The organism is Saccharopolyspora oryzae (assembly GCF_027853915.1).
GTDB lineage: Bacteria > Actinomycetota > Actinomycetes > Mycobacteriales > Pseudonocardiaceae > Saccharopolyspora > Saccharopolyspora oryzae.
The window spans coordinates 16,135-29,326 of record NZ_JAQGLA010000083.1; the positions used below are offsets into that span (position 1 = coordinate 16,135).

The window sequence follows — 13,192 nt, forward strand, 5'->3', positions numbered from 1 at the left end:
ATCGACCGGGTTGGTGGGTGATCATCCCCCGCGCGGCGCGCGCCGTCTCGGTTGCGGACCTATCGGAACTTCCGGAAGTTCTGTAACCGCAACCCCGCTCAGTTCACGCAGGGGATCCCGTCGGCGGTGATGGTGTTCTCGCCCTGCGGCGCGGGCGCCTGCCGGGCAGGGCCGTCCAGCTGCAGCCGCGGTCCGGCGGCGAGGTGCTGGGCGCCGGGCCCGTGGTAGTCGTGGCCGAGGACGACGCTGATGCGCCCGCCGCTCAACGACGGGTCGGCTTCGATGGGCAGGCCGCCGAGGTGTTCGGCGACGAAGCGGGCGGCCTCGTCGTTGCCTGGCGTGAACAGCACACGCGAGGTGGCGGTTCCGGCGCTGTTGCCCACGTTGCCGACCGGGATGCCCTCGGAGTCGAGCTCGTCCTGGACGCGGGAGGCCAGTCCGGTGACGCCCGCACCGTTGTGCACGTCCACCACGCTGGTGTCCAGACCGCCGGGCCGCGGCGGCTCGGCGGGCAGCCCCTCGTTGACCCGCTGGATCATCAGCTGCACCTTGCGCGGGTTGACCTTGACCGCCATCCCGTCGTGCGGGGTGTCGTACTCGGGGTCCTCGACCGGGATGGTGTCGAAGCTGATGTTGCCGCCGGCCAGGCCCTGCAGCTGCCCGGCGAAGGAGAGCACGTCCAGCCCCTGGTCGAGCACCACGGCCTGCTGCACCGAGTCGAACATGCCGTTCAGCTTGGCCGGGTTGGCCAGGGTCCCGGTGGACAGCACCGACCGCGCGAGTCCGGCCATGAACGCCTGCTGCCGCTGCACCCGGTCCAGGTCGCCGCGCGGCAGGCCGTGCCGCTGCCGGACGAAGGCCAGCGCGTCGCCCCCGGAGATCGTCTGGTGCCCGGCCGGGAAGTGAGCACCGGAGAACGGGTCGTCCACGGCGTTGTTCAGGCACACCTCGACGCCGCCGATCGCCTGCGTGAGCTGGTAGAAGCCGAGCAGGTTGACCTCGGCGTAGTGGTCGACGTTGACGCCGGTGAGCTGTTCGACGGTGCGCACCAGCAGCTTTCGGCCCGCGTCGTTGGACCGGCGCTCCAGCTCGGCGGGGTCGGTCACGCCCTCGGCCTGCAGCGCGGTGCGCGCGTCGGCCTTGCCCCGCCCGTACGCGGAGTTGATCTTGTGCTCGCCGTGGCCGTCCGGGATCGAGACGTAGGAGTCGCGGGGCAGCGAGTACGCGACCGCGCGGGAGCGGTCCTGCGGGATGTGCAGCAGGATCAGCGTGTCGGTCAGGCTGGAACCGCTGTCGCCGGTCCGCAGCTCGCGCAGCATCTCCTCCGGCAGCGCGTTGCCCTGCGCGTCCGTGCGCCCGTCCAGCCCGACCAGCAGGATGTCCACCGCGCCGTCCTGGCCCGCACCCGAGGTCACGTCGCTGGTCGACAAGCCGCCCTGCAGGCGGCCGAACGTGCTCCACAAGTAGCCGCTGAACACGAACACCACGGTCGACGCCAGCGCGACCGCGACACGAGCGCCGGCCCACCACCGACGCCGAGCGGGCGCCGAGCGCACCCGAGCGATCGGCATCGTGCGGTCGTCGTGGCCGAAACCAGATCGGTCACCACCGGTCACCGGATCTCTCCTCACCCAGTCGAGCGGCCGAGCCACCGCGGGACGGCCGTCGCCGAGGCTACCCAAGGTTTTTCCGGGGGCGACCGAAGCATGAGCACCACCCGGACGTGGGTAGACTCGCGGAAGGCGCAACCGGAGGCCGCCTGAGCTGGATTCCAGGTGGTCGGACAGCGAGGAGTTACCCATGGGTTCGCTCAGTGCCTGGCACTGGCTGATCGTGATCGCCGCGGTCGTGCTGCTGTTCGGTTCGGCGAAGCTGCCCCAGATGGCCCGCTCGCTCGGCCAGTCGGCGCGCGTGCTCAAGGCCGAGGCGCGCGGCATGAAGGCCGACGAGGAAGCGGCCAAGCCGTCGGCCGTCGACAAGCCGAACGACGACCCCAAGAACTGACCGCGAGCAGATCGGTCAACGGAAGAGCTCCCCTGCCGACCGAAGCCGACGGGGGAGCTCCTCGCTCCGCGCTGACTCCCCTCAGCGCAGGTTCGCCTCCAGCTGGTCGGCGAGCTTGTTCATGATCTTCGCGTAGCTGGCGTAGCTCATCGGCGCGACCGCGTCCCACTCGGCGAAGCGGTTCGCGGCGGCGGCCGGGTGCGCGGCGAAGACCGGGTTCGCCTTCATCTCCTCCGGCTTCATCGACGCCGACCGGGCGTCCCAGAGCAGGATGTCGCCGGGGTAGGCGTTGGCGTTCTCCCAGGACAGCCGCTCGAAGTAGCCGCCGCCCGCGACGTCGGGGTTCTTCGGCGTGGTGATCGGCAGGCCGAGCTCCTTGACGTAGTAGTCGAGGTCGGGGTTCCGCTCGGGAACCACCACGAAGTACTCCTCCTTGGTGCCGCCGACGGCCAGGATCGTCTTGTTCTCGGCGCGCATCCGCGCCCCGATGTCGCGCAGGCGCTGGGAGGCGGCGTTGAACGCCTCCTCGTCGGCCTTCACCTTCGCCGAGTCGACGTCGGCGCCGAGCGCGCGGGCCAGCTCCTTGTACTTGCCGATCGCCTCGGGCAGCGCGATGCCGGACTGCTGGACGCCGAGGGTCGGCACGACCTTCTTGACCGCGTCCTCCTGGTCCTGCACCAGGTGCCACAGGCCGGGGTACTCCGCGTACTTGCCGCTGACCAGCAGGTCGGGCTTCAGCGAGGCCAAGCGCTCCAGGTTCACCTCGCCGTAGCCGGCACCGGTGACGTCGGTGACCTTGCTCGGGTCGACGCTGCCCGCCTCCGGCTCGGTCGAGCCGTCCTCGCGCACCAGCGGACCGAACGTGCCTGCGACCGGCACGCCGAAGTCGTTCAGCGCACCGGCCGCGGAGACCTGCGCGATGATCCGCTCCGGGCGGTGGTCGACGTTGACGACGGTCCCGCGGTCATCGGTGTAGGACCACGCACCTCCCCCCTGCCCTTCCGGCGCGTTCGAGCCGCACCCTGCCAAGACGCCCGCTGCCAGCGCTAACGCGGCCCCGGCCCGAATCTTGTGACGCACACCAACCTCCCGAAATCTGTAAGGCTAGGCTAACCTAGCAGCTGATCTCGGGAGGTTTTCGGATGGCAGGTACGCAGACCGCGCAGCTCCGGCCGGACTACCGGCTGTTCCCCGTCGACGTGACGCGGGTCCAGCGGCTCGGCCCCAGCTTCGTCCGGATCACCTTCAGCGCCGAATGCCTGCGCGGTTTCGGCGCCGGCGGTGACGACCAGCGGATCAAGCTGGTCCTGCCGCAGCCCGGCCGCACGGTCGCGGACTTCCCGGACGGCCCGGACTGGTACCAGCGGTGGCTGGCGCAGCCCGACGAGATCCGCCCGACGCTGCGCACCTACACGGTCCGCGCCTTCCGCCCCTCCCCCTCCGGCCCCGCCGAGCTCGACGTCGACTTCGTGCTGCACGGCACCACCGACGGGCACGGCGGCCCCGCCTCCAACTGGGCCGCCACCGCCCGCCCCGGCCAGCAGATCGGGCTGCTCGGCCCGGACCGCCCCGGCTGCGGGCGCCCGTGGGGCTGCGAGTGGGCGCCGCCGGAGTCGGCCAGCCACCTGGTCCTGGCCGGTGACGAGACGGCAGTGCCCGCGGTCGCCGCGATCGTCGAGAACCTGCCCCGGTGCGCCCGCGGTGTCGTCTGCCTCGAAGTTCCCGAGGAGATGGACCGCCAGGACTGGGCGGTTCCCGCCGGGGTCGACGTGCGGTGGTTCGCCCGCTGCACCGGCGCCCCACACGGCAAGCTGCTGGAGGAAGGCGTCGCCGCGGCGCTCGCCGAGCTGCAGCCGCGGTGCTCCCCCGGCTCCGCCGAGCTGGACGACATCGACGTGGACACCGAGGCGCTCTGGGAAGTCCCCGCTGAGGACACCGCGCCGAGCCGCCTCTACGGCTGGCTGGCCGGCGAGGCGGGCGTGATCAAGCGACTGCGCCGGATGCTGGTCAGCGACTACGGCATCCCGAAGCAGTCCGTGGCCTTCATGGGCTACTGGCGCGAGGGCCGCAGCTGAGGCGTTCCGGCCATTGCTGTCGGTGCCCCCGTTTACTGTTCCAGCGACCGTGCCGGTCTCGCCAACGCATCCGGCGCCGTCCTAGAGTCGCAGCAAGAGCAGCCGAAAGGGGGCCGCCATGAGCGCCACCATGGCCGTCGAGGACTTCACCACCGCGGCGGATCCGTACCGGCGCGAGCTGCTCGCGCACTGCTACCGGATGCTCGGGTCGCTCCACGACGCCGAAGACCTGGTGCAGGAGACCTACCTTCGCGCGTGGCGGGCCTACGACCGGTTCGAAGGCCGCTCGTCGCTGCGCACCTGGCTGTACAAGATCGCCACGACCGCCTGCCTGACCGCGTTGGAGAACCGCAAGCGCCGCCCGCTGCCGACCGGGCTCGGCGGCCCGAGCGAGATCCCCCGCGACGAGCTGGTGGAGCGGCCCGAGATCACCTGGCTGGAGCCGATCCCGGACTCGGCGATCGCCGAGGACCCGACCGATCCGGCCACCATCGTCAGCACCCGGGAGAGCACCCGGCTGGCGTTCATCGCCGCCCTCCAGCACCTGCCCGCCCGGCAGCGCGCGGTGCTGGTGCTGCGCGACGTGCTCAAGTGGAAGGCCGCCGAGGTCGCCGAGGCGATGGGCGTCAGCACGGCGGCGGTCAACAGCATCCTGCAGCGCGCCCGCGCGCAGCTCGCCGAGGTCAAGCCCTCGCAGGACGACAGGCCCGAGCCGCTGACCGCGGAGCAGCGGCAGCTGCTGGACCGCTACGTGACCGCGTTCGAGGCCAAGGACATCTCCGCCATCGTGCAGCTGTTCACCGCTGAGGCGATCTGGGAGATGCCGCCGTTCACCACCTGGGTGCGCGGCGCCGAGCAGATCGGCCGGCTCGTCGACCTCCACTGCCCGGCCAAGTCCGACGACCTGCGGTTGCTGCCGGCCCGGGCCAACGGCCAGGTGGCGTTCGGCGTCTACATGCGCGGGCCCGACGACGTGTTCCGGCCGTTCCACCTGCAGGTCCTGGAACTCGACGGCGACGCGGTCCGGCACGCGGTCGCGTTCTTCGACGTCAGTGTGTTCCCCGCCTTCGGCCTGCCCGAGACCTACCCGGAACCGCGCGACTAGTCGATCGGGTGCGCCGCGAGGAAGTCCAGCACCGCGCCGGAGGCTTCCTCGCGCTGCTCCTCGAAGTAGGCGTGCCTGGCCCCTTCCAGGTAGTGCACTTCGGCGCCGGGGATGCGGTTGGCGAGGATCACCGCGTTGTCGACCGGGCTGAACCGGTCGTCGGTGCCGTGCAGGACCAGCGTCGGCGCCGTGACCTGGTCCAGCACCGCCCAGCTGTCGTGGCCGTTGCTGGCGCGCAGGTGCGCGCGGCGGGCGTGGCTGGGCATCCGGCCGCCGAGGGTCCCGTACGGGCCGGGGTGCTCGCGCACCCACTCCGGGCTGTACATCAGGTCGATCAGGGCCTCTCGGGCGGCTTCGACCGACGGCTGGGCCAGTGCGCGGGTGATCTCCGGGGCGGCTTTCAGCCCGTGCACGCCGCCGACCGAGGTGCAGCCGAGGGCCAGCGCACCGACGCGGTCCGGGTAGTCGATCGCCAGCCACTGGGCGACCTTCCCGCCCATCGAGGTGCCGTAGACGTGCGCGCGGGCGATGCCGAGCTCGTCGAGGACGCTGATCACGTCGGTGGCGAAGCGGCGGACGCTGTACTCGGCGTCGGCGGGCTTGTCGCTCTCCCCCGTGCCCAGGTAGTCCAGCACGATCACCTGGTGCTCGGCCTCGAAGTCGGCGCGCACGCGGTCCCACCAGTGGTGGGTGTTGGCCTGCCCGCTGAGCAGCACCAGCGGTTCCCCGCTGCCGTGCGCTTCGTAGTAGATCTCGGCTTGGTCGGCACTCTTCACGAACGGCACGCTCGTCATCCTATGGTGCGAGGCGCCTCCGCTGTGCTCACCCGCCACCGGTGCTCTAATGCCCGGTATGACCGGCTCGGAGCCGATTCGCCTGACCCAGTACGCGCACGGCGGCGGGTGCGCGTGCAAGATCCCGCCGGGCGAGCTGGAAGCGGTGCTGGGCGGGGTGGTGACCGATGTCCCCAACCCCGGTGCGCAACTTCTGGTCGGTCTCGCCACCGGTGATGACGCCGCAGTGGTGCGCGCGAACGGCGGACCCGGGGTCGTGGCCACCACTGACTTCTTCACCCCGGTCGTGGACGATCCGCGCGACTGGGGGCGCATCGCGGCGGCCAACGCGATGTCTGATGTGTACGCGATGGGCGGCACGCCGATCGTCGCGGTGAACCTGCTCGGCTGGCCCCGCGAAGTCCTGCCGTTCGAGCTGGCCGCGGAGGTGCTGCGCGGCGGCTGCGAGGTCGCGGCGGAGGCCGGGTGCCACATCGGAGGTGGGCACAGCATCGACGATCCCGAACCGAAGTACGGCTTGGCGGTGACCGGGCTGGTCGATCCGGACCGGTTGCTGCGCAACGACACCGCGCGTCCCGGCCGGCCGCTGTCGCTGACCAAACCGCTGGGCATCGGCGTGCTCAACACCCGCCACAAGCGCACCGGGCAACGCTTCCCGCAGGCCGTCGAAGCGATGACGACGCTCAACCGGGACGCGGCCGCCGCGGCGCTGCGGGCGGGCGCGGTGTGCGCCACCGACGTCACCGGGTTCGGGCTGCTCGGGCACCTGTTCAAGATGATGCGCGCTTCAGGTGCTTCCGCGGAGATCGACGTCGCTGCCGTGCCCTACCTCGACGGCGCACGGGATGCGGTGCGCGCCGGTTTCGTCAGCGGCGGGACGCGGCGGAACCTGGACTGGGTCCGGCCGCACCTCGACGTCGGCACGGCCTCCGACGAGGACCAGCTGCTGCTCGCCGACGCGCAGACCTCCGGCGGGCTGCTGGTGGCCGGTGAGGTGCCCGGTGCTCCCGTGATCGGCCGGGTGCTGCCCGCTGGAAGTGCCGTCATCGCACTGCGGTGAGGCGCGCCCACATCGTGGGCGGCAACGGGGTTTCGTTGACGCTCCGCCGAATTCGATTCTAGCGTGGCAGGTATGGCGCAGCCGGTTCAGCTGGTCACCCGGGACCACGTGGATCTCCTCCGGATCATCTCCGCCGCCTGTCCGCGGCGCTGACGCCGCGCACCTCCCCTCTTTCATCCACTGTGGACGAATTGTGTCCGTGGTGGTTCACGCCCGCAGGAAGGACGACCTGCACATGGCACCTCCCGAATTGCACCTCGCGGTAGCGCTCGACGGAGCGGGCTGGCACCCCGCTGCCTGGCGGCGACCGCAAGCCCGCCCCGCCGAGCTGTTCACCGCCGGGTACTGGGTCGATCTCGCGCAGGAGGCCGAGCGCGGACTGCTCGACTTCATCACCTTCGAAGACGCCCTCGGTCCGCAATCCAGCCGCGACGACGGTCCCGATGACCGCACCGACCAGGTGCGCGGACGGCTCGACGCGGGACTGATCGCCGCCCGCGTGGCGCCCCGGACCGAGCGGATCGGCCTGGTGCCCAGCGCCGTGGTCACCCACACCGAGCCGTTCCACATCTCCAAAGCCGTCGCCAGCCTCGACTACATCAGCACCGGACGGGCGGGCTGGCAGCCGAAGGTGTCCGCGCTGCGCAGCGAATCCGCGCACTTCGGCCGCCGCGAGGTGCGCGCCGCCGAGCTGTTCGACGAGGCCGCCGACTACGTCGAGGTGGTGCGCCGGTTGTGGGACAGCTGGGAGGACGGCGCGGAGATCCGGGACGTGGCCACCGGCCGGTTCATCGACCGCAACAAGCTGCACTACATCGACTTCACCGGGAAGTGGTTCGACGTCAAGGGACCGTCGATCACTCCCCGACCTCCGCAGGGCCAGCCGCTGGTCACCGCGCTGGCGACCGACGCGGCCGGGCACCGCTTCGCCGCCCGCGCGGCCGACGTCGTGTTCACCACTCCCCACGACGCCGAGCACGCTGCGCTCGTCGAGTCCCGCATCCGCGCCGAACAGGCCGCGGCCGGCCGGGTGCAGGACCGGCTGCACGTGTTCGGCGACCTCGTGGTGTTCCTCGGACCGGACGCGGCCGACCGGAAGGCCCAGCTGGACGAGCTCGACGGCGCGGAGTCCACATCGGACGCTCCGGTGTTCACCGGCACCGCCGCCGAACTCGCCGACCGGCTGCAGGACTGGGCCGCGGCAGGGCTTTCCGGCTTCCGGCTGCGCCCTGCGGCGATCCCCGAGGACCTGACCGCGATCACCCGCGAACTGGTCCCGGAGCTGCAACGACGTGAACTGTTCCGCACCTCCTACGACAACGATTCGCTGCGTGGGCGGCTCGGATTCCCCCGCCCGGCCAGCCGTTACGCCACAGCTGGAGGACGTCCGTGAGCAAGCAGATCCACCTCGCCGCCCACTTCCCCGGCGTCAACAACACCACCGTGTGGAGCGATCCGCGGTCGTTGAGCCAGATCGAGTTCTCCTCGTTCGAGCACCTCGCCCGCACCGCCGAGCGCGCCAAGTTCGACTTCCTGTTCCTGGCCGAGGGACTGCGGCTGCGGGAGCAGGGCGGCGAGATCTACGACCTCGACGTGGTGGGCCGCCCCGACACCTTCACCGTGCTGGCCGGGCTGGCCGCCGTCACCGAGCACCTGGGGCTGGCCGGCACGATCAACTCGACGTTCAACGAGCCCTACGAGGTGGCGCGGCAGTTCGCCAGCCTCGACCACCTCTCCGGCGGGCGGTCCGCCTGGAACGTGGTGACCTCGTGGGACGCCTTCACCGGCCAGAACTTCCGGCGCGGCGGGTTCCTGCCGGAGGAGCAGCGCTACGAGCGCGCCGAGCAGTTCCTGCGCACCGCGTGGGAGCTGTTCGACTCCTGGCGCGGCGACGAGATCGTCGCGGACAAGGAGACCGGCACCTTCCTCACCGATCCGCGCGCCGGTTCGTTCGCGCACCGCGACGCGCAGTTCGACATCGCCGGCCGGTTCAACGTGCCGCGCAGCCCGCAGGGGCGGCCGGTGATCTTCCAGGCCGGGGATTCCGACGCCGGCCGGGAGTTCGCCGCCTCCGCCGCCGATGCGATCTTCACCGGGCACGGAACCCTCCAGGCGGGCAAGGACTTCTACGCCGACGTCAAGCGCCGGCTGCCCGCGCACGGGCGGTCCCGGGAGGAGCTGCTGGTGTTCCCGGCGACGACCGTGGTGCTCGGCGACACCGGCGCCGAAGCCCAGGAGCGCGCCGCGCACATCCGCTACCAGCAGGTCAGCGGGCAGACCGCGATCCGGTTCCTGGAGCAGCTGTGGAACCGCGACCTCAGCGACCTCGACCCGGACGGTCCGCTGCCCGCGTTCGACCCGGTGCCGGGCGAGAACACCATCGCCAAGGGGCGCGCCAGCGTGCGCCGGCACCGCGATCCGGTGGCCACCGCCCGCGAGTGGCGCGAACTGGCCGAGGCCAAGCAGTTGTCCATCCGGGAGCTGATCATCGAGGTGACGGCGCGCCAGTCGTTCGTCGGCACCGCGTCGAGCGTGGCGGCGGAGATGGACCGGTTCGTGCAGGAGGACGCCTGCGACGGGTTCATCCTCGTCCCGCACCTGACGCCCGGAGGCCTCGACGAGTTCGCGGACACCGTGGTGCCGCTGCTCCAGGAGCGCGGCGTGTACCGCGCGGAATACCCGGGCGGCACGTTGCGCGACAACCTCGGTCTGCCCCGGAATGATCGGAGGTCGCGCTGATGCCCACCCCGCTCTCGGTCCTGGACCTCGCCCCGATCCCGTCGGGGCACACCGCCGCGGATGCGCTGCACAACACCATCGACTTGGCGCGAAGAGCCGAACAGCTCGGCTACCAGCGCTATTGGGTCGCCGAGCACCACCTCACGCCCGGCGTCGCCTCAGCGGCCCCCGCCGTGCTGATCGCACTGATCGCCGGGGCCACCAATCAGATCCGGGTCGGTTCGGCGGCGGTGCTGCTGGGTCAGCACTCGCCGCTGGTGGTGGCCGAGCAGTTCGGCACGGTCGCCCAGCTGCACCCGGACCGGGTGGACCTCGGTCTCGGCCGCGTCGCCCCGAACCGGAGCGAGGACCTCGCCCGGCGCTTCGCCGAACCGGGACCGGTGTCGCGGCCGGAGGTCGTCGACGGACTGCTGATCCCGCCGAAACCGCGCGGACTGGCCAAGTCCGAGCAGCTCCTCGCCCGCATCGCCGAGCAGCAGCGGAGGGTCGGCAGCCCGGCGGAGGAGCTGGACTACCGCACGCAGGTCGGCCGGATCCTGCAGTACCTCACCGGCAGCTCCCGCGACGACCGCGGCGAGCCGCTGACCGCCAATCCCGCCGAGGGCGCGGACCTGGACGTGTGGATCCTGGGCTCCAGCGCCGGGGAGAGCTCCGCCGCGGCAGGCGCGCTGGGCTTGCCGTTCGCGGCGAACTACCACGTCAACCCGTCCACCGTGCTGGAGTCGGTGTCGGCCTACCGCCGCGACTTCACCGCGTCGACCAGGTTGAAGCGCCCGTACGTGGTGGTGTCGGCGGACGTGCTGGTGGCCGACACCGATGAGGCGGCCCGCGAACTCGCCGCCCCGTACGCGCGTTGGGTGCACAGCATCCGCACCGGGGCGGGTGCGATCCCGTTCCCCACCCCGGCGGAGGCAGCCGCGTTCGCGTGGACCGACGAGCAGCGGGCGCTGGTCGCCGACCGGGTGGACACGCAGTTCGTGGGCGCACCGGAAACCGTCGCACGCGGTTTGGCGGCGCTGCGCGACGCGACCGGCGCGGACGAGCTGGTGGTCACCACGATGACCCACGCCCACCTCGACCGGGTGCGCTCCTACGAGCTGCTGGCCAAGGCGTGGCAGGAGGCCTAGCCGCGTCCGATGAACGGCATCGCGGTGGCGGTGATGGTCAGGAACTGGACGTTCGCCGACAACGGCAGTCCCGCCATGTACAGCACGGCTTCGGCGACGTGCCGCGCGTCGAAGGTCGGCTCGGGACGGGTGGTGCCGTCGGCCTGCGCTGCCCCGGTGGCGATGCCTGCGGTCATGTCGGTGGCGGCGTTGCCGATGTCGATCTGCCCGCAGGCGATGTCGTACGGGCGGCCGTCCAGCGAGATCGACTTGGTCAGGCCGGTGATGGCGTGCTTGGTCGCGGTGTAGGCGACGCTGCGCGGCCGCGGGCTGTGCGCGGAGATCGACCCGTTGTTGATGATCCGCCCGCCCTGCGGCTGCTGGTCCTTCATGATGCGGAAGGCGTGCTGGGCGCAGAGGAACGAGCCGGTCAGGTTGATCTGCACGACGTCCTGCCAGTCCTCGTGCGGCAGCTCGCCGACGGATCCGGCGGGGCCGAAGGTGCCCGCGTTGTTGACCAGCAGGTCAACGCGGCCCCACTGCTCGCGCACCCCGTCGAACAGCGCGGCGACCGACTCGGGGTCGCCGACGTCGGTGGGCACGGCGAGCGCCGCCGGTGATCCTTGCGCGGTTTCCCGCAGCGGTTCGAGGCGTCGCCCGGCCAGCGCCACCCGGTAACCGGCGTCGAGCAGTGCTCGCGCGATCTCCCGGCCGACACCGGATCCGGCACCGGTCACCACCGCGACTCGCTCGTCGGTCATCTGCCCTCCCGTTGTGGATGTCGACGGCCCGCTCATTGATACCTGAGCGGGCCGCCGACCCGCGGGTCAGGCCCCGGCTTCGCGCAGCAGGATGTCGACCGCCGCGTCGTTGCGCTGGGTTTCCCGCTCGATCACCTCGTCGGGCGGGTAGAAGCCGTCGATGCCGCCGCTGGAGGGGTACATCTCGAAGGTGAAGGAGAGGATCTTGTGCTTGCCCCACATCCAGTCGTTGACGCTGCCGTCGGTGACGTAGAGGTCGCTGGACTGCTCCGGGGTGTAGCCGTTGGTCTGCGCCATCTCGGTGCCGACCCGCACGAACCGGTCGTACTCCTCCTGCGTCATGCCCTCGGCGGTGTCGGCATCGGTGTAGCCGTAGGGCCAGAGCACGAGTTCGGAGAAGGTGTGGAAGTCGATGTGCGCCTTGATCTGCTGCACTCCGTCGACCACGCGGGAGTCGACGAACCGGGCGAGCTCGCCGGCCTCAGGTGAGGAGAAGGGCGCGCTGCCGCGGTAGGTCTCGTCGTTCGGGTCGTCGCTGGAGCCGCCGCAGCAGCCCCACTGGTAGTCCCAGTTGCGGTTGGTGTCGGTGCCGGTGTCCTGCCGGTTCTTCCGCCAGCCCTGGTACTCCCCGGACTCGACGTCGTAGGTGGAGCCGTCCGGGTTGGAGACCGGCACGATCCAGATCTCGCGGCTGTCGACGATCTCCTTGATGGCCGGGTCGGAGGCGTACCCGTCGGTGAACCGGTTGATGATGCGCAGGCACATCTCGGTGGTCAGGTGCTCCCTCGCGTGCTGGTTGCAGCTGAACAGCACCTCGGGCTCGGCCTCGTCCTGCCCGGCGTTCCCGCTGATCTTCAGCACCGGGATGTCGCGACCTTCGAAGGACTTGCCGACGCTGGACTTCGCCGCGATGTCGCCGTGGTCGGCGACGGTCTGGTCCAGGACCTGGTTGACCTCGTCGAAGTCGTGGTAGCCCTGGTCGTCCGGCGGGAAGGCGGAGGTGCCGGGACCGGCCTGCCGACCGAGGTTGAGCTGGTCGAGCGCGCTGATGGCGTCCTGCTGCTTCTGGAGCGCGAACCCGGCGGCCCGGAGCTCCTCGGCCTGTTCGGGGGTCGCCTCGACGGTGGCCGAGTTCCCGGCGACGGACAGGATCTGCGCGCCGATGCGGTTGATCTCGGTCCTGGTGCGGCTGTCGGTGTCCGGCACGGTGTAGACCGCGGTGCCGCCGGCGGTGGCCGCTGGGGTGGCGGCCGGGTCGTCAGGGGCGGCCGAGACGCCCGCTTGGGCTGCGGGTATCAGCAGGAGGCAGGCCGCGGCCGCGATTGTGGCCGCGGTGCGCCGTGAACTGAACATCGGACCTCCGATCGATCAGCGGTCGTGGAGATCCGCATCTGGTCGACCCGAGCACGGCCCACCACCAGCGACAGTGGCATTCCCGGCAACTGCCGGTTCCCACTTGCGCGGGCATAAACCGGTAAAACCGCACCGCTCCGCTGAGCAGCACGCAGCTCTGCGGTGCGAAATCGCGCGCTGCCAAGCGCGTGCAGC

The 13,192-nt window shown here is 71.2% G+C and carries 12 protein-coding genes; 7 read left to right on the forward strand and 5 right to left on the reverse strand.

Annotation, left to right across the window (positions count from 1 at the left end):
- Positions 1-98: 98 nt before the first annotated feature.
- Positions 99-1,616, reverse strand: a complete 1,518-nt coding sequence (locus OU415_RS31575) for an LCP family protein (RefSeq protein ID WP_270953137.1) — start codon at positions 1,614-1,616, stop codon at positions 99-101.
- A 184-nt stretch (positions 1,617-1,800) separates the two neighbouring features.
- On the opposite strand from OU415_RS31575, the gene tatA reads away from it, so the two are divergent.
- Positions 1,801-2,004 carry a Sec-independent protein translocase subunit TatA gene (tatA, locus tag OU415_RS38410; protein ID WP_408641943.1) on the forward strand — a complete coding sequence of 68 codons (204 nt, stop codon included), beginning with the start codon at positions 1,801-1,803 and terminating at the stop codon, positions 2,002-2,004.
- A gap of 81 nt (positions 2,005-2,085) precedes the next feature.
- Here tatA and OU415_RS31585 read toward each other — a convergent pair whose 3' ends face one another.
- On the reverse strand, positions 2,086-3,084 hold the full coding sequence (locus OU415_RS31585) for an ABC transporter substrate-binding protein (RefSeq protein ID WP_270953138.1): 999 nt from the start codon (positions 3,082-3,084) through the stop codon (positions 2,086-2,088).
- Between the two features lie 62 nt (positions 3,085-3,146).
- On the opposite strand from OU415_RS31585, the gene OU415_RS31590 reads away from it, so the two are divergent.
- A complete protein-coding gene (locus OU415_RS31590) occupies positions 3,147-4,079 on the forward strand; it encodes a siderophore-interacting protein (protein ID WP_270953139.1) in 933 nt (310 codons plus the stop codon).
- 118 nt (positions 4,080-4,197) lie between these two features.
- The gene (locus OU415_RS31595) at positions 4,198-5,184 is read left to right on the forward strand and encodes a sigma-70 family RNA polymerase sigma factor (RefSeq protein ID WP_408641944.1); all 987 of its coding nucleotides are present in this window, start codon (positions 4,198-4,200) and stop codon (positions 5,182-5,184) included.
- Here OU415_RS31595 and OU415_RS31600 read toward each other — a convergent pair.
- A complete protein-coding gene (locus OU415_RS31600) occupies positions 5,181-5,978 on the reverse strand; it encodes an alpha/beta fold hydrolase (RefSeq protein ID WP_270953140.1) in 798 nt (265 codons plus the stop codon). The two genes, OU415_RS31595 and OU415_RS31600, sit on opposite strands and share 4 nt — an antisense overlap.
- Before the next feature lie 58 nt (positions 5,979-6,036).
- Between OU415_RS31600 and selD the strand changes: the two genes are divergently transcribed.
- The 4 genes from selD to OU415_RS31620 all read left to right on the forward strand — a co-directional run bounded on the left by selD (position 6,037) and on the right by OU415_RS31620 (position 10,904).
- Positions 6,037-7,038, forward strand: coding sequence for a selenide, water dikinase SelD (gene selD, locus OU415_RS31605; RefSeq protein WP_270953142.1), 1,002 nt, complete (start codon positions 6,037-6,039; stop codon positions 7,036-7,038).
- A gap of 235 nt (positions 7,039-7,273) precedes the next feature.
- Positions 7,274-8,431 (forward strand): LLM class flavin-dependent oxidoreductase, encoded by a 1,158-nt coding sequence (locus OU415_RS31610; RefSeq protein WP_270953143.1) that lies wholly within the window; start codon positions 7,274-7,276, stop codon positions 8,429-8,431.
- On the forward strand, positions 8,428-9,777 hold the full coding sequence (locus tag OU415_RS31615; protein ID WP_270953144.1) for an NtaA/DmoA family FMN-dependent monooxygenase: 1,350 nt from the start codon (positions 8,428-8,430) through the stop codon (positions 9,775-9,777). Before OU415_RS31610 ends, OU415_RS31615 begins: the two co-directional genes overlap by 4 nt.
- On the forward strand, positions 9,777-10,904 hold the full coding sequence (locus tag OU415_RS31620; RefSeq protein WP_270953146.1) for an MsnO8 family LLM class oxidoreductase: 1,128 nt from the start codon (positions 9,777-9,779) through the stop codon (positions 10,902-10,904). Before OU415_RS31615 ends, OU415_RS31620 begins: the two co-directional genes overlap by 1 nt.
- Here the strand turns inward: OU415_RS31620 and OU415_RS31625 are convergent.
- Together OU415_RS31625 and OU415_RS31630 are read right to left on the reverse strand one after the other, a co-directional pair.
- The gene (locus tag OU415_RS31625) at positions 10,901-11,644 is read right to left on the reverse strand and encodes an SDR family oxidoreductase (RefSeq protein WP_270953147.1); all 744 of its coding nucleotides are present in this window, start codon (positions 11,642-11,644) and stop codon (positions 10,901-10,903) included. The two genes, OU415_RS31620 and OU415_RS31625, sit on opposite strands and share 4 nt — an antisense overlap.
- A gap of 66 nt (positions 11,645-11,710) precedes the next feature.
- Positions 11,711-12,997 (reverse strand): M14 family metallopeptidase, encoded by a 1,287-nt coding sequence (locus OU415_RS31630; RefSeq protein ID WP_270953148.1) that lies wholly within the window; start codon positions 12,995-12,997, stop codon positions 11,711-11,713.
- Between the last annotated feature and the right edge of the window lie 195 nt (positions 12,998-13,192).

Excerpts from the sequence above, each read along its gene's own strand:
- OU415_RS31600 (WP_270953140.1), bottom strand. The coding sequence starts at position 5,978 with ATGACGAGCGTGCCGTTCGTGAAGAGTGCCGACCAAGCCGAGATCTAC.
- OU415_RS31610 (WP_270953143.1), top strand. The coding sequence starts at position 7,274 with ATGGCACCTCCCGAATTGCACCTCGCGGTAGCGCTCGACGGAGCGGGC.
- OU415_RS31630 (WP_270953148.1), bottom strand. The coding sequence starts at position 12,997 with ATGTTCAGTTCACGGCGCACCGCGGCCACAATCGCGGCCGCGGCCTGC.
- OU415_RS31620 (WP_270953146.1), top strand. The coding sequence starts at position 9,777 with ATGCCCACCCCGCTCTCGGTCCTGGACCTCGCCCCGATCCCGTCGGGG.
- OU415_RS31595 (WP_408641944.1), top strand. The coding sequence starts at position 4,198 with ATGAGCGCCACCATGGCCGTCGAGGACTTCACCACCGCGGCGGATCCG.
- OU415_RS31590 (WP_270953139.1), top strand. The coding sequence starts at position 3,147 with ATGGCAGGTACGCAGACCGCGCAGCTCCGGCCGGACTACCGGCTGTTC.
- tatA (WP_408641943.1), top strand. The coding sequence starts at position 1,801 with ATGGGTTCGCTCAGTGCCTGGCACTGGCTGATCGTGATCGCCGCGGTC.
- selD (WP_270953142.1), top strand. The coding sequence starts at position 6,037 with ATGACCGGCTCGGAGCCGATTCGCCTGACCCAGTACGCGCACGGCGGC.
- OU415_RS31625 (WP_270953147.1), bottom strand. The coding sequence starts at position 11,644 with ATGACCGACGAGCGAGTCGCGGTGGTGACCGGTGCCGGATCCGGTGTC.